Here is a 15,345-nt window from a genome sequence, read left to right on the forward strand (position 1 = left end):
GGTCATATCCGCGTGTTAATCAGCACTGCGATATCTTTCCAACCGTAGGCAATTTCTTTGAGTGCAACTCCTGCTCTACTTGTTTGCTTTTCGTCTACTTTTTCACCTCCTAAGAATTCATAAAACCTATAGGCTGAATTGTTTCCTAGTACCCAAACGAGCATCGAGTTCAAACTTAATTCTGCCAATTTTTTGGCAACTGTTCTCACGAGTTGCCGTCCGATTCCTTGACGCTGATATTCCTCCAAAATATAGATGGCAAATAATTCTCCTGTATATACATATTTGCCGGTGCGCTCGCAACCACCCGCAGCAAAACCGACAATTTCTCCCGAGTCGTTCTCAGCAACGCACACAAAATTTTTACTTTTTTCGGCGTTTAGGAGGATTTCTTGCCAATTGCTTTCTCGCTTTTCATAAGATAACTGTGCGAGGTAATCTGTCGGTACAATTTCCCGGTAAGCTGTCCGCCAAGTATCTACATTAACCTGTGCGATTGCAGGTGCGTCAGCGATTTTAGCTTCTCTCACAATCATCAGAAAATACTCCTTTCCCGTCCTGAAATTCTATTTTCAAGTCTAGGGCAACTATACCATCGCGCCCTTCTAGTTTAGCTCGATACAGCGCTCGATCGGCTTGTCCAATTAACTCCTCAATCGATACACCAGCAGCCGGTACAGTATTAGCGACCCCCATACTGAGAGTTATAAACTTACTTACCTTGGAAGCAGCATGAAAAATTGCCGCCGCTTTCAAATCGCTGCGAATTGCTTCAGCTACCCGCATTGCTCCCTGCACATCAGTTCGCGGCAAAATTACCGCAAATTCTTCGCCGCCGTAGCGGGCGGCTAAATCTCCTGCCCGCTGAGCGTTGCTAGCTAAAATTTCGGCTACTTGTTTTAAACATTCGTCGCCTCCTTGATGCCCGTAATGATCGTTGTAAAGTTTGAAAAAATCGATATCGCACAAAATTAAAGACAGCGACTCTTTTTCTCGCTCCATCAACTGCCATTCTAACTCCAATTTTTTGTCAAAACAGCGACGGTTGGGAATTTGAGTCAATCCATCCACCGAAGCGAGCCGCTGCAATTCCATGTTAGCTGCTTGTAATTCTAATTTGGCTTGTTCTAAAGCTAAATTTTGCCGAGCTAATTCTTCACTTTGCCGTTTTTCTTGTTCGTACAAAAATCGGATTGAAGCTTCAGCTTCGTGCAATTCTTGCTCCGCATATTTGCGCTTGACAAATTCTCCTAATTGAGAACCTACCACAGCTATTATCTGAAGTAAATCTTGATCCGGCGGCAGTTCTTCCCGGCAAAAAAAAGTCATTACTCCTACAACTTGGCCCCTAGCGTGAATCGGGAAACCGAATCCCGATCGCAGCCCCGCTTCCTCGGCCAAGCGCGATCGCACGAAATTGGGATCGCCCACAAGATCAGTAATCCACTGCGTAGAACCGCTCTTGGAAACAGCTCCGGGCAAACCCTCACCCGCCGCCAAAGTAATCTGCTCGTTGTTTTCGGCAAACTCCCTAACTTCCTCCGCTGCCTGCCAAACGGCCACCCGCCGCAAACAAGGAGTTTCCGCGATCGGACAGCAAAGTGGCAGGCACCAAAGTGACTCTTTTTCAGATTTTATTTCCGCACCCAATCTAGTTTCTTCCTCCGCCTCTGCAGGCGTCCAAAGTTCGCCCAGATCCCACCCAAAACTTTGGCAAATAGCTTGCAAAATTCTCGGAGCTGCGCTATCTAGAGAACTTGATTCTGACAGGATATGAGTAACAGCATACTGTGCTTCTTGACACTTTTTTATGCGTTGTTGCTTGGTAATGTCTTTACCGATATAAACAAAATCTTGTATAACCTCGCTATCTGCATCCGGGCTTCCTGTGCTTGTCTCGAAAGTAGAGCATGAAAACGCAACAATCAGCTTTAAACCTATTTTCGTTTGGCAAGCTACTTTTACTTGAGGCCAATATTCGCTTTTAAGTGCAGGCGGTAGCTGGCTGACTTTGCGTAACAATTCCTCCTCAGCCGTAATCATGGATATGGATTGGCCGATTAATTCCGATTCGGTATATCCAAATAATTGCTGTGCAGCTTGATTCACTTTTTTGATTTGGCCCGATGTTCCTGTTACGAACAAAACATCCCCTAGGGAATTAATGATTTTGTCAATATAATCGCCAGCCGCAGCTAAGTTCTCACCTTTAATACTTGTTTTGTTGGCAGCCTGAACGATGGTTTGCTGAGAGCCAATGCTATCTGTTACATCTTCGCATAAAATAATCAATCTGTCAGCATTGGCTTGTCCCTTATAACCAAAAATGTACAAATTTAGATACAAATAATATCCATCTTTGAGGACTCGGCTAATTGATTTTAACTGACAATCTTGCTGTCGTTCTTCAATAATATCTTCAAGGATTCCTTCCATTCCAATCAGTTCAGGAAAACTATCGCGCACGTCTTTTCCTTCGCCTACTTCCTCATGAATGTAGGCAAAATCTTGCACTTTCAAAGATATTTCTTTAATCTTAAGTTCCCGATCGACTGTGAGGTATTCAATCCTGCGTAAGGATAACAGCTTATAAAGAAGAATATTAATACTTCTGGGGCTGCTCTCTACAGTTAATGTTGGAAGCATCTCGTTATTGTAGAGCATCTCTCTCAAAGGTTAGCCGGTAAAGTTACATCAATTCCGGTTGCACCGGAATGATTGTTGACTGTTGACTGTTGACTGTAGAAGGAGGGGTGGAAAAACAGAATGGTTGAGTGTTAACTGTTGACTCGATTTTAGGATGCCGATGCAACCGGAAACGATATTAGTTGTTGTTTGGCTGCTATTTATCATGGGAATTTTTATACTGGCTGATGTCATCACCTGTTACCGCTAGCTAATTTATGCAAACAGTACACTTTGGATTCTCCAAGCAGTTTTTTGCTTGTTTTAAAAATGGGGCTAAATATTAATTAAACCCACTTTTTTTGAGAAAGCGCAGTCAAAATCAGCCTCGATTGAGGTAGAGATTTATGAACAATATGTAGCTGTTTACACTATTGGTCCCGCACATTTTAATTTTAAATTCCCCGATATGGCTGACAACCTCTCAAGTTGAGGAACAGCACAGTTTAATTCAAATGTTTGGTTTAATTAGCACCATTCCTATAGACCTTACCTCCCCTGGGTAGTTGTGTCAATTTTTGTAAAGAAAGTGTTACCTTTAAATGATATAGTATCGAAGGATTTGTATAAAAGCTTAAAAATACTCTGCTAAATGCTGAGACTTATTACCGACTTTGACGGGCCGATTATGGACGTGTCCGATCGCTACTACCGAGTTTACCAGTATTGTATGGCCCAGACTCAACGTGAGGGGCAACCAGTGCGCGAACTCCCCAAGGCAGAGTTTTGGGACATGAAGCGCGCGCGGGTTCCCGAAACCGAAATCGCCATCCTCTCAGGATTAGACGCCGCCCAAGCCCAGGAATTTGCCCAGAAACGCCGTCAAACCGTCCACACCCTACCCTACATGATTTACGATCGACCAGTTCCCACCGCTTTGGAAACTCTCGAAAAGGTGCAGGGCGCTGGAGTAGACTTAGCGGTGATGACCATGCGCCGCGTTAGGGAACTAGATGAAGCCTTCAACCGCTGCAATTTAGGGCATTTTTTCCCAGAAAACCGCCGCTATTGCCTCCCCAACGATTACGTCAAAACCGGGGATGTGAAAGATAAGCCCCTGTTGATGGCAAGAGCTCTCGCCGAACTGCCGCCGGCTTCTGACACTTGGATGGTTGGCGATACGGAGGCGGATATTATATCAGCAAAAACGCACGGTGTCAAGGTAATTGGTGTTTTGTGCGGAATTCGCGATCGCACCCAACTAGAAATGCACCAACCAGATTTAATAGCTAACAATTTGAGTGAAGCAGTTGAGATTATTTTAGGTCACAAAAATTAGTCATGAGTCATTAGTCATTAGTTATTAGCTGATTTTATTTGTCGGAGGTCTTGATTTCACAGTTATTAGTGGTTGGCTGCTGACTAATAACTGCTGACTAATAACTGCTGACTAATGACTGCTGACTATCGCAGAAAACCGCTGACCAGCCACAGAATTAAAAACGTAAACAAAGCGATAAATTTCTCTGTTGTTATAAATGCCGGACTGACCAAAGAACCCAAAAATCCTCCCAGCAACAAGCCTATAACCAAGCCAGCCACAGTCAGCAGCACGGCGCGACCAAATTTTTGTTCCTTGCGATTAACAAAATAAAGACAACAGCCGACCCCAAGAGCCAGAGTCAACTGTAGTAAACCATCATTAGCCGCCGGATAAATACTCAGTCCGCCTAACCCCACATACACCCCAGCCGGCCACAAAATGTCCGATCGACTAGGAGTATCGATTAACCGCTGCAACCAAGCTGGGCTGCCACTAGGAGGAGACGGAGTAAAGGTTGGGGGTGGGGGAGTCAGCCGTTCGGGAAAGCGGATGCGTTCGGGTACTTTAATTTTGCCTTCCTGTCGCTGCCGCAGGCGATCCATGAGGATCGCATCGTAAGCTGCTTCGATCAATTCCAAACGTTTCTTGTCACCGCTGTACTGCTCGCCTAGGCGCGTGCGGGCCTCTTGCACTTCATCAAAGGAAGCATCTTCATCGACTTCAAGAAGTTGATAGGGAGTTGGCTCACTCATTGTAATAACCCGCTGAAGACTCTCGTTATATAGCAATCTTAACAAGAGAGGAAAGCGGGGCGGGGGCTCTGCCGCTTTCCCAAGAGTTTTGCTGCTAGTTTTTAGTGCTTTAAAACAGGAACCAGCAAACCTTCGGAAGGTAGAAGCTAGAAGGCATTCGGGATTCGTAAATAAAAAATAATGAATCCAAAGATTTTTATTTTTATCTGGGCCGTCTAAAATTTTACCTTCTGCCAAATGCCCTCAGAAGGGACTTGTCCCGCCGGCACTCACAATTCCCGACCACTGGACTTTTTTAAGTCGATCGCGGCGGTAGGAAAAAAAGCGAGCCGAGTCAGAATAAGTACAGAAAGGAGCGATCGCCACTTGAGAAAGATCGATTCCCAACTGCTGCAATTGCAGAGCATTGCAGAGGCGAACATCCAAGCGTACTTTTCCCGGTTCCGGATCGGCTAAGACAGGCGTTTCGGGGAGTTGATGCAAAAACTCGCAGATGCCGTCTGCTGTCGCACTAAGGGCACTCACAGGAGCAATGGTGGCTCCCAGTTCCGCTGCCACTTCCACAGATACCTGGTAAACCTCTCCAGCGATCGCCGGCCCCATAGCAATCTTCAGATTTTCTAGTTGACTGCCTTGTGCCACAAGTTGAGCGATCGCCTCTGGTAATATCTTAGCAGCAGTCCCGCGCCAACCCGCGTGAACTGCCGCAACCAGTCCCGTGCGATCGTCAGCAATCAGCACCGGCACACAGTCAGCCGAGCAAACCCACAGCGCCTCCAATTCTCGCTCCGCCACCAAGCCATCAGCCTCAGCATAGCTTGGGGCAGCGGTTTCCGGGCCCGGAGCCACAACCGGGGACAACTCACTCGTTTTGAGTACCCCATTGCCGTGTACCTGTTGAAGTCGGTAAACCTTAGCTCCCGGTTCGATAACTTCCGTCAGATTGATCGGCCCCTGGGGCGAGAAATCGCGAGTAAAAAAGCCGTGAGACCAGCGAGAAAGCAAGCTGCAAGTCAGATAGGGCAAGCCTTGCCAGCTCTGCCAGTCCCAACTGATACCGTCAGGTTGTCCGGCGCATTCAGAATCCGGAAAATTTGTCAAGCGATCGCCAGCTACAGTCATGAAACCTATCCTTACCCAAGCGCATCATTTAGCTTGTATTCTAAACAATCAAAAATTTTGTCCGCGAAGTTTAAAGTTTTGTCCGCGAAGTTTAAAGGCAGGGCCAGGTTTCAGGAAAAAATCGCGATGAGTAGGCGGTTTTAGAACAACTCACGCCCAGAGCACCATTCTCTCTCGCCCAGGCTTTCGGGCCCGTTCCGCGAAGAGTAGATTTTATTGTGGGGAGTAGGGGTTGGGCAGGAGAGCTCGCCCTGAAAAGATTATTGAGAATGGTGCAATATTTCAGGACGACCGACTGCGCCGAAATTTTGCAGAACCCCAAAAATATAGGCAACTAATTAACATAGACGAACGCCAAAGCGCTATCATCAGTGTGGCCGTCACAGACTTCTAGGCAAGTGCCATCGGAATCAAAAAAACCGGATATCGCTCGCGAGTGAATGCGTAAGGCATTTGAGCTTGTTCTATGTGCAAAAAAAATTGCCTCAAGCCCGGTAAAATCAGTTAGGCCTGTATATAAAGACAAGGATGGCCATACATTCGATCCTGACCAAAAAAAGGGGATACAAGCCTCCCCCTTCTAGGGGGAATTTCGGTTCGGAATCTCTCAAGCAAGGTGTTTGAATAAACAGCACCGCATTTATTCATGTTGGCTCTACAATGGTTGTATGTTAAATCTCACCTACGAGTACAAGCTCATTCCTACCGACGCGCAACGCCAGACTTTCGACCTGTGGCTCAATATTTGCCGCAAGGTCTACAACTTTGGATTGCGAGAACGAAAAGATTGGGTTAATTCTCGTAAGTGTGAGATCAACTCGTGCAGCATTAAGCAGGAATACATGATCCCTGCTGATGCACCGCGTCCAACATGGGCCCGCCAATGCAAATCATTGGCATTGGCAAAGAAGTTAATTCCTGAGTTGAAACTGCCTCACACCCATGTATTGCAGCAGTCATTGCGCCAACTAGAGGCAGCGTTTGTGGCGATGTGGGAACGAGGACACGGTTTTCCGAGATTCAAAAAACGGATGCGCTCATTTGTGTTCCCTCAATTGAATCTAGAATCCGTTATACGGTTTGATAATGCCGATTGGGTCAACCTACCCAAGATTGGCCCCGTAAAAATGCACCTGTCACGTCCAATCCCTCAAGGGTTTGATGTCAAGCAAATTCGCGTTGTTAAGAGGGCTTCAGGTTACGTAGCCATGCTCAGTTTGCAATGTGATGTCGCAGTACCTCAAGCCTCACCTTCAGGACATGGATTAGGGATTGATTTAGGGTTAAAACATTTTTTGGCAACTTCTGATGGTGAATTGATTGATAGACCTCGATTTTTTGTGGATGGACAACGCAAGCTGAAATTGCTGCAACGTCAACTCAAGCGCAAGAAAAAAGGCTCTAGAAAGTTTCGTCAAATTGATCACCAAATAGCGAAGCACCACGAATACATCTCGAACAGTCGAAAAGACTTTCATTTCAAGACCGCACATCATTTATGTAACTGGGCCCAAACAATATTTGCTGAGGACTTGAACCTCAAAGCAATGTCAGCCGGAATGATGAGCAAGCACACGCTTGATGCAGGGTTTGGTCAGTTCCTGAATATCTTGGGTCATGTTTGCTTTAAGCGAGGTGCATACTTTGCAAAAGTAGACCCGAACCGAACCAGTCAAACTTGTCCCTTATGTCAAACCCATACAGGCAAAAAAGAACTATCCGAACGGGTGCATAGATGTCAAACGTGCGGCTATGAAACGAATCGAGATGTTGCAGCCGCGCAGGTGGTGTTGCAGCGTGGATATACAGCGGTTGGGCAAATCGCAGTGAATTTTGGGGAGGGCTAGCTACATGAGTAGTCCCAATGAACCAAGAATCCTCGTGCCTTCGGGCCGAGGAGTTGTCAATTCGAGATCCTTGTGCCCCCTGTTGAGTTGGGAAAAAAAATCGTGAAACCAGTTCCAGACAAGCAAATAACAGCCCATTTGAACACCAAACAGCAAAAAAAGAACCCTACAGGCGCCCGGAGTCGATCGCGCCTTTTGTCCGATCGCTCACTGCTGGTGGGACTGGGTTGCCTTGCCAGTCTGGGACTGCTCAGCAAAGGCGTAGTTTGGGCTCAAGCCGAAACTACGCCCGCAGAACAAGCCGTCCCTGGCGCAGCAGACCTCCAGCCATTATTTGAAGCTCCTCTCCCGCCCCCGGAACCCGCATACAGCCAAAGGTCGCCAGAACCAGACCCTGCACCGCAGGCAGAAGTTCCGCAATCCGAGCCTTTCGATGCCAAACCGCCGTCACAGCCTGAGTACGCCAGCGAATCACCTCCGACCCAATATTATCTGCCGGAACCCGCGCTGATTCCCCTGCCAGAAGCGACGGCCCAGGAGCCGCCTTTTGAAGCACCAGTTAACCCAGCCCACGCTGAAATCGACCAAACAGACTACAGCGTTGGCGCTACCAGCGAGTACGAAGCGCCAACCAGAATAGAGTTTGCAGAACGATCGACCGGCTGCCAAGGATCTGGCGGTGTGTGCGCGCCTCCTGCTGTTTCCCAGCCAGTGACGGCAGATGCAGGAGAACCCAACTACAGAAAGGAAACTCCGATCGCAGACGGCGGCTATATTGCAGCCCCTCCTCCTCGGAATCGGCCAGAAAGCCTTCCGGGCGAGGTTCGGGGAACTGTGGCAGGAAATAATAGCGGGAATCCTGTGAGTAAACTCGGTCAAGCCGTTCAACAAATAGGCAGCCAGGTTTGGGGGAGTTCAAACCCGCCGGAATCTGCTTACGCACCCCCGCGCTACTCGGCTAACGCTGGATACTCCGCAGACACCGGCTACTCGGCTAACATCGGCTACTCCGCAGACGCTGGGTATTATGCCGGATCGGCATCTTACGGTGGCGGCGCTCCAGCGCCCAGCATGGGACTCGGGCCGGTTCAAGTCGGTGCGGTTAGTGTCAGCAGCGGCAGCAATACCGGTTTTGCTTACTACAATCTCACGCCGCGTCCCGCAGGCCTGCCCGGAAATGGCAACACCAGCTTGCTGTTTCCGCTATCTATTGCTTCGGCAATTACTTCGCCGTTTGGGTGGCGGACTCATCCGGTTATGGGCTACGGCAGGTTTCACACCGGAACTGACTTGGGGGCCCCGATGGGAACGCCCGTACTGGCAGCCTATGCGGGTCAAGTGGCGATCGCCGATTGGTTGGGCGGCTACGGTTTGACTGTGGTTCTCAACCACAACAAAAAGTCTCAGGAAACTCTCTACGGCCACCTTTCGGAACTGTTTGTGAAACCGGGAGAGTGGGTGAAACAGGGAGATACTATCGGCCGCGTCGGCAGTACGGGAATGTCTACAGGGCCTCACCTCCACTTCGAGGTTCGGCAAATGACTGACCAGGGTTGGGTGGCGATCGACCCGGGCTCTCAGCTAGAATTCGCTCTGGCAAAAATGATCGGCACTTTGGAAACCGCCAAAGTACCCCAAATGCCAAAAATGGTGGAAATACAAACCGCTAGCGGACTCAAGGATTTGGAAAACGATCTGCCCCAGCTTCCACCTCTGCCGTTGGGAATGGACATCGAAGTTCACAACCTCCAGCCGCCATTCCCGGAACTTTTAAAAGCGGACACTTCTAAGCCCAAAGATGCCCAAGCAGTCAAACCCAAAACTCAGAAGCAAGCTAGCCGGTAAAAATGCCGGCTTGGATAGATTAATTTTTTTAGGGGCGGGCGAATAGCCCGCCCCGCAAGAAAATTGATGTTTTGTAGAATGGGCCCTCCTAGCCTGTTGCTGAGCATGGTTTAAGATGTGTTGATATCAGAGCCGATGGATTTCTCTTTACCAGAAAAAGCCTGGGAACAACGAAAAACCAATAAAAATGGGTAACTGGCAGCTTATGCTAATAGCGCAGCATTTGTGGGAATTAATTTTATTTCTGATTATTTTAGTGTGCCCGATTCCCTTAAGCTTGTCTCTTGCCTTTGAGAATCAGAAGGAAAACGGTAACTATTCCTTCCCCCATTTTCTCCTCGTACTCCTGACGGGATGGAGCATTGCACAAGTTTGTATCGGCTTGATTTTAGGAAGTGCCGAGCGCCTAAATATTTCTGCCGTGATTATAGCAGAAATTCTGATTGGTGCGATGGGCGTAATCCTGATTTATACCAAAAACCACAGAGCTTTTACCTTCTCGCAGTGGCAGATTCCCAAACTCAAGCAACCTCTGGGCAAATCCGAACGCCTAATTATTGTTGCCACCGCTGTTGCAGGATTTGTGCTGTGGGACACTCTAGCAAGCAAACCCACCACCAATTATGACTCATTGTGGTTTCACCTGCCTGCGATCGCCCGATGGTATCAAACCCATTCATTTACATTATTAGATGCCGCCGGAAATTGGATTTTCGATCAGGAGCAAGCACGAGTATATCCCTACAATTGGCACGTTTTGTCGGCTTTGTGTTTGCTCCCCTTCCGAGAAGATTTTCTCACAGCTTTTCCCCTGCTAATTGCGTGGGTACTTGAGGGAATTGCCGTTTATCTATTGAGCGTAAAATTTGGAGCCACCCGAATTCACGGTATGGCAGCAGCATCTTTAGTATTGACAGTACCGATGGTTCTCAACCAAGTTAACACTATTCACCCAGATTTACCGCTAGCTGCAATATTTACAGCGGGTTTGTATCTAGGTTTATCCTATCATAGCAGCCGATCGCAATCCGAACTATCCCTATTTTTGGCAGCCGCAGGAATGCTAGCCGGAATAAAAATCACGGGAATAGTCTATGCAGCCTCACTTTTAGTAGGATTAGCCATCTTAGAAATTAAAAGATTCGTCCTTAATAAAAATTCCACACCAGCTAATTTTAGAATTCGCCACTTTATCAAACCAGTCTTGCTGTGCGGCCTAGCTTGTTGCTTGTTTTTAGGAGGTTTTTGGTATGCGAGAAACTTGCTGCACATCAATTATCCTGTCGCCGATACCAGCGATATTAAAGTGCCCTTACAGCCTGTTCCCTTACGGTCTCCAGTAACTGCGCCAATACCTCCCGTACAGCAGCCCACACCTATCCTACTTGTGCCCCCCGCTTCGCCGTCTTTCAATGCTTGGCAAAGCACTTTAGCAGCTCAATTTAATCCCAGCAATGTTTCCCACTGGCAAACTGTCGGCTTACAAATTATCATTAGATTGCAACTGCCCTTTCTGGCGATCGCACTTCAGGTATTGGCAGCACCTCTGGCTTTTATCAGAGGTAAAACCAGAACAGTCAATCAAAATAATATCATTTTAATTGTAGTTCTCGCCAGCACCGGAATTCTGTATTTAATTACACCTTACACGTCAGGTACTGCGGGAAATTCGAGCGGTCAAATCAGCCCTTTACTGGGTTTTAATTTCAGATACGGCTTTCCCTTTTTAAGCTTGCTGGGCATAGCCGCCGCAGCTACAGCAACTCGGATAAAAACTCCAAATCAAGTTGTTCTGGCAGTGGTTTTGGTTAGTGGTTTTTGCGGAATTATTAGCAACACAATTTTTGATTATATTAAAAATGCTTCTTTCACCGGAGATAGTATTGTTTGGGGGAGTTTGTTGATTGACAATTTTAAGTCTAACCCAATAGAAGCTATTAATAAAATTGGAAAAATATTAGGCCCCAGTTGGCAAGATATATTAAGATATCCGATATTTTATCTTGTGTCAGTGACGCTGGCTGCGATATTGTGGAAAATCAATCCTGGCTATAGATGGCTGAGTCATCTATTTCCCACCCGAAAAAAATCGATTTACATAGTGATAATTGGTGTCTGTATAGGATTGATAGTAATTGGTCATTGGAGGGAAAAGCGAGATTTTGCACGCACCGAACTGTATCGTGGTATTTACGAATATATTGATAAAAATACAGTACCAGATGAAAGAATAGGCTTCTTTTTAAGTTCGCGCAGCTACCTGTTTTACGGGAGAAATCTGGACAGACAAGTCTTATATGTGCCGTTGAGAGCCGATCGACTTTCGGCATGGATTGACAACCTCCGGCGAAATAAAATTAGGACTGTGGGATTCGGGCCCGTGAGTGGGACAGACGCAGCTACCACAAAAGCTCTATCTTGGCTGACAAGTGCCCAGGGCCCCCTGCAACCAGTTTTTGGAAAAAATTTTAATACTGAGTCGGTGTTGTATCGTTTGAAAAAGTGGTAACTGCTCACCGCAACGCAGTGGGCGTGAGTAGTTACGTTCTAATAGCCTGAATCTCTTTTTTCATAAGACAACTCTGCCTTTGCCGGGGGAGTGGCCCTAATGTTCGCTTGAGGGAGGGTGTCAATATTTGGTTGATTTCGCTTGACAAGGATGGAAATTGAGCGGTGAAAAATGTTCCCTATCGTTACCATTAATTCGATCTTTTTGCGCCGGATCTCTACCAACACCTCCCGGCCGATAGGTTGGTTCTCAGAGGATGGCGTATCTTTTACTCTCACAGGTGCATCGAGAGCATCCTGATGTTTCCCAGACTGGGATAATAGGTTGAAAAGGCTCTTTCCCAATACTATGTAAAAGCCAGAACGTAATAAGGGTGAGATGCACTCAGTTTTTAAAGCTTGAAATAACCAAAAGAGCGCGGTGCGATCGCGGCCGTTGCGGCTGCTTTGGTTCGCTAAGTACAGCAAAAAATTACTGGTAGATAATCGGTGCAGGAAATCGGGAATTTCGGGATGCCGTTGCTTGGCAGCTTGCAGCATCAAAGATTGAGAATTCGCCATTGTCGTATAGTTGGTAGACATAGTGTTATACATTCTGCGATAGCCAATGGAAAATTCCGGCACGGCTCGAAATTGATAAAGCTCTGCTATCCGCAGGTATAAGTCCCAGTCTTCACAGCCTTGAGCATTCCTTTCCTTCAATGTCTTGTCATAAACCCCCACCTTTTCCAAACAACTGCGACGCATCATAGAAGCACTCGCGTTTCCTATAAAGTTGTGGCAGATTAAGGTGGCGTACACGTCACCTTCAATTCTAAAAGACCGAAATCCTCCTGTTAGCAATCCTTTTTCATCTAAGTCTACTGTCCACGAATAGACCACGCCTACTTCTTCCCCTCCCTCCAACATACATTCAACTTGTTTTTCTATGTTTTCCGGATACCAAATATCATCGGCATCAATGGGGGCAATATATTCTCCTCTCGACTTCTGAATTCCTAAGTTTCGAGCAGCAGCAACTCCAGCATTTTGCTGTTTCAGAAGCTGGACGCGAGAATCTTTTTGGCCAATTTTTTCGACAATTTCAGGGGTTCGATCCTGGGAACCGTCATCGACTACTAAAATTTCAATGGCTGGATAAGTTTGAGCTAAAACAGATTTCAGAGTTTCTTCAATAAATGGCTCAGCGTTGTATGCAGGGATAATGACTGAGACGAGAGGTAAATTGGGAGATTTTTGAGAATCTGGCTGCATTGGTTTTTAACAATCTTTTTCTTTTTTTTTTCTTTGTAGATTGGCAGATATACCTTACACTCGCCGCAGTCAGGACTTACACAGTCCGTGGAAGAGATAGCCAAGAAACCCCTAATAAAAATTGTACCCCATTCTCTGTTCAACGTCAATGGTATAGGGTGCATCTCACTTTGGCGAATATGTCGCAAAAGGGTTAAAATGGAAAAGCTAGTAAAATTGCCAAAAAATATGAGGTAAAGAAAATGACACCCTCAGACCAAGAACAGCTAAAAGCCTACTTAAAAGCGGCAGCATCCATTCTTTACAGAAATACAGATCCAACCGAGTTAGAAAGTTTTGAAAGTATAGAAAAATCGGTGCGTCAGAAAATGCTAGAACAAGTAGAACCAGAACTAGGTAGCTTTTTTTTTCAGCAGTATCAGGGATTCAAACAGGAAAATCCAGAAAAATAAAATCAATAGTCGGTTCGCTCGATATTACAGACAATCAAGCGAAATATTTTGGATTGAAAGCGTATAGTCAATTCAGTCCAATGATGGAAAAATGCTGTCTTTTAATCAGTGCCAACGAATCTTATCAAATGGCAGAAAAAGATTTAGAAATTTTCACGGGGTCAAAGTCTCTCATAGTACATTACACAGATTAGTCAAACGACAAGAATTTGAATTACCTACATCTAAACAAGGAGTCCAAGAAATTACATTAGATGGCGGGAAAATCAGGCCACGCAACGAAACCAAAGGCGAGGGGTGTTATTGGAAAGACTATAAAGCCATTTGTTTAGATAATGTTTATTCGGGAGCATTTTTTCAAAATAATCAAGATTTAATTGATTGGACTAATAGCCAAAAATTACTACATCCTATGTATTGTTTAGGAGATGGTCATGCCGGAATTTGGAACATATTTAAAGAAATAGGAGATACTGAACAAAGACAAGAAATCTTAGATTGGTATCATCTGAAAGAAAATCTTTACAAGGTAGGAGGTTCGCTAAAACGTTTAAAATTAGCAGAAAATATGTTGTGGCAAGGTAAAATAGATGAAGTTATCAATCTATTTAAAGAGATGACAAAAAAAGGATTTAAAACATTTTGTAACTATTTAGAGACCCATCGCTGCCGAATAGTCAACTACCAATACTATAAAGAGGAGTCCATAAGTTCGATTGGTTCGGGAACAGTTGAATCAATTATTAAACGAATTGGGTGAGCGGGTGAAAATATCAGGAGCGCAATGGAAAATTGAGAGCGTTCCCTCTATCCTTTCTCTTCGCTGTGCTTATCTCAACGGTCAACTTTCAATTTGATGTATTTGCCAAACTGAGATGCACCCAATGGTATATATAACAATCCTTGCAGGAGTCGTATTTTTTTTACCCCACCCCAACCCTCCCCTTATCAAGGGGAGAAAGTAAGAAATTTACAAATGATTTAGGATTGCTATAGCACGTATCAATGAGTTGTGCAAATCAATAGAATGGTGATAGACTACAACTAAAAGTTATAGTAATTGCTCAACCCCCTTGACAAGAAGACAAGATAGACATTAGATCAAGGAATGGAAAAACTCCCCGACCTAAAACAGCTATCGAACGAGGCAAAAGAAGCCTTGATAGTAAGTAGGTAGGCGGGAAAAAACCAATCTATGTAACAAAATATTAAGTTACCTAATTGGAGTTAAACTTAAGACGTTGCGTAGTGTAATTTCCCCTTTGTCCTCTAACTTCTACTCCATGAATTACGGCATAGGCTAGTTCTAATTCATCATCAAACATTTGTCCTGCTAACTCATCTTTCTTAATGTGTTGCCACTCCAATTCAATGGGGTTCATTTCCGAACAATACTTGGGCAAAAAGAAGATATATAAACCTTGCTTTTCCCAATGCGGCCATAACTCTTGGACTTCTTTGCATCGGTGTATTGGGCCATTGTCTTGTACGATTACTCTCGGTCGTCCAATTTCAGCAGCTTCCTGGGCTTCTCGTTCCATCATTTTGATATAAGCTTTTCGATCGACACCCCCAATTACTAAACCGTAGACAAAACTTATGTCAGGTTGAAGAAG

At 45.6% G+C, this 15,345-nt stretch carries 10 protein-coding genes and 1 pseudogene; 5 read left to right on the top strand and 6 right to left on the bottom strand.

Going from position 1 to position 15,345, the window contains the following annotated elements; all coding sequences use genetic code 11:
• Positions 1 to 2: 2 nt before the first annotated feature.
• Both QUA16_RS05715 and QUA16_RS05720 read right to left on the bottom strand, forming a co-directional pair.
• Positions 3 to 536, bottom strand: coding sequence for a GNAT family N-acetyltransferase (locus QUA16_RS05715; protein ID WP_333102266.1), 534 nt, complete (start codon positions 534 to 536; stop codon positions 3 to 5).
• A complete protein-coding gene (locus QUA16_RS05720; protein WP_333102267.1) occupies positions 517 to 2,646 on the bottom strand; it encodes a diguanylate cyclase domain-containing protein in 2,130 nt (709 codons plus the stop codon). Before QUA16_RS05720 ends, QUA16_RS05715 begins: the two co-directional genes overlap by 20 nt.
• A gap of 631 nt (positions 2,647 to 3,277) precedes the next feature.
• Here QUA16_RS05720 and QUA16_RS05725 point away from each other — a divergent pair.
• The gene (locus QUA16_RS05725) at positions 3,278 to 3,964 is read left to right on the top strand and encodes an HAD family hydrolase (protein WP_333102269.1); all 687 of its coding nucleotides are present in this window, start codon (positions 3,278 to 3,280) and stop codon (positions 3,962 to 3,964) included.
• Positions 3,965 to 4,089: 125 nt separating this feature from the next.
• Here QUA16_RS05725 and QUA16_RS05730 read toward each other — a convergent pair whose 3' ends face one another.
• Positions 4,090 to 4,701 (bottom strand): CPP1-like family protein, encoded by a 612-nt coding sequence (locus QUA16_RS05730; RefSeq protein ID WP_333102270.1) that lies wholly within the window; start codon positions 4,699 to 4,701, stop codon positions 4,090 to 4,092.
• A 243-nt stretch (positions 4,702 to 4,944) separates the two neighbouring features.
• Complete coding sequence (gene pgeF / locus QUA16_RS05735) at positions 4,945 to 5,823, bottom strand: peptidoglycan editing factor PgeF (RefSeq protein ID WP_333102271.1); 879 nt, start codon at positions 5,821 to 5,823, stop codon at positions 4,945 to 4,947.
• 668 nt (positions 5,824 to 6,491) lie between these two features.
• Here pgeF and QUA16_RS05740 point away from each other — a divergent pair.
• The 3 genes from QUA16_RS05740 to QUA16_RS05750 all read left to right on the top strand — a co-directional run bounded on the left by QUA16_RS05740 (position 6,492) and on the right by QUA16_RS05750 (position 12,024).
• A complete protein-coding gene (locus QUA16_RS05740) occupies positions 6,492 to 7,670 on the top strand; it encodes a transposase (protein ID WP_333102278.1) in 1,179 nt (392 codons plus the stop codon).
• Between the two features lie 102 nt (positions 7,671 to 7,772).
• The gene (locus tag QUA16_RS05745; RefSeq protein ID WP_333102273.1) at positions 7,773 to 9,515 is read left to right on the top strand and encodes a peptidoglycan DD-metalloendopeptidase family protein; all 1,743 of its coding nucleotides are present in this window, start codon (positions 7,773 to 7,775) and stop codon (positions 9,513 to 9,515) included.
• Between the two features lie 187 nt (positions 9,516 to 9,702).
• Positions 9,703 to 12,024: a hypothetical protein gene (locus QUA16_RS05750; protein WP_333102274.1), complete on the top strand. Its 2,322-nt coding sequence runs from the start codon at positions 9,703 to 9,705 to the stop codon at positions 12,022 to 12,024.
• 38 nt (positions 12,025 to 12,062) lie between these two features.
• Here the strand turns inward: QUA16_RS05750 and QUA16_RS05755 are convergent, their stop codons facing one another.
• On the bottom strand, positions 12,063 to 13,277 hold the full coding sequence (locus tag QUA16_RS05755; protein ID WP_333102276.1) for a glycosyltransferase family 2 protein: 1,215 nt from the start codon (positions 13,275 to 13,277) through the stop codon (positions 12,063 to 12,065).
• A 242-nt stretch (positions 13,278 to 13,519) separates the two neighbouring features.
• On the opposite strand from QUA16_RS05755, the pseudogene QUA16_RS05760 reads away from it, so the two are divergent.
• Positions 13,520 to 14,586 (top strand): annotated as a pseudogene (locus tag QUA16_RS05760) (ISKra4 family transposase).
• Positions 14,587 to 14,946: 360 nt separating this feature from the next.
• On the opposite strand, the gene QUA16_RS05765 reads toward QUA16_RS05760, so the two are convergent.
• The coding region (locus QUA16_RS05765) for a transposase (RefSeq protein ID WP_333181047.1) at positions 14,947 to 15,345 on the bottom strand (399 nt) is incomplete at its 5' end.

The sequence above is a fragment of the Microcoleus sp. S13_C3 genome (genome assembly GCF_036700905.1).
GTDB lineage: Bacteria > Cyanobacteriota > Cyanobacteriia > Cyanobacteriales > Microcoleaceae > Microcoleus.

What these genes read in the sequence shown, in the direction of transcription:
- QUA16_RS05715 (WP_333102266.1), bottom strand. Translation starts at nt 536, where the DNA reads ATGATTGTGAGAGAAGCTAAAATCGCTGACGCACCTGCAATCGCACAG.
- QUA16_RS05720 (WP_333102267.1), bottom strand. Translation starts at nt 2,646, where the DNA reads ATGCTTCCAACATTAACTGTAGAGAGCAGCCCCAGAAGTATTAATATT.
- QUA16_RS05725 (WP_333102269.1), top strand. Translation starts at nt 3,278, where the DNA reads ATGCTGAGACTTATTACCGACTTTGACGGGCCGATTATGGACGTGTCC.
- QUA16_RS05730 (WP_333102270.1), bottom strand. Translation starts at nt 4,701, where the DNA reads ATGAGTGAGCCAACTCCCTATCAACTTCTTGAAGTCGATGAAGATGCT.
- pgeF (WP_333102271.1), bottom strand. Translation starts at nt 5,823, where the DNA reads ATGACTGTAGCTGGCGATCGCTTGACAAATTTTCCGGATTCTGAATGC.
- QUA16_RS05740 (WP_333102278.1), top strand. Translation starts at nt 6,492, where the DNA reads ATGTTAAATCTCACCTACGAGTACAAGCTCATTCCTACCGACGCGCAA.
- QUA16_RS05750 (WP_333102274.1), top strand. Translation starts at nt 9,703, where the DNA reads ATGGGTAACTGGCAGCTTATGCTAATAGCGCAGCATTTGTGGGAATTA.
- QUA16_RS05755 (WP_333102276.1), bottom strand. Translation starts at nt 13,277, where the DNA reads ATGCAGCCAGATTCTCAAAAATCTCCCAATTTACCTCTCGTCTCAGTC.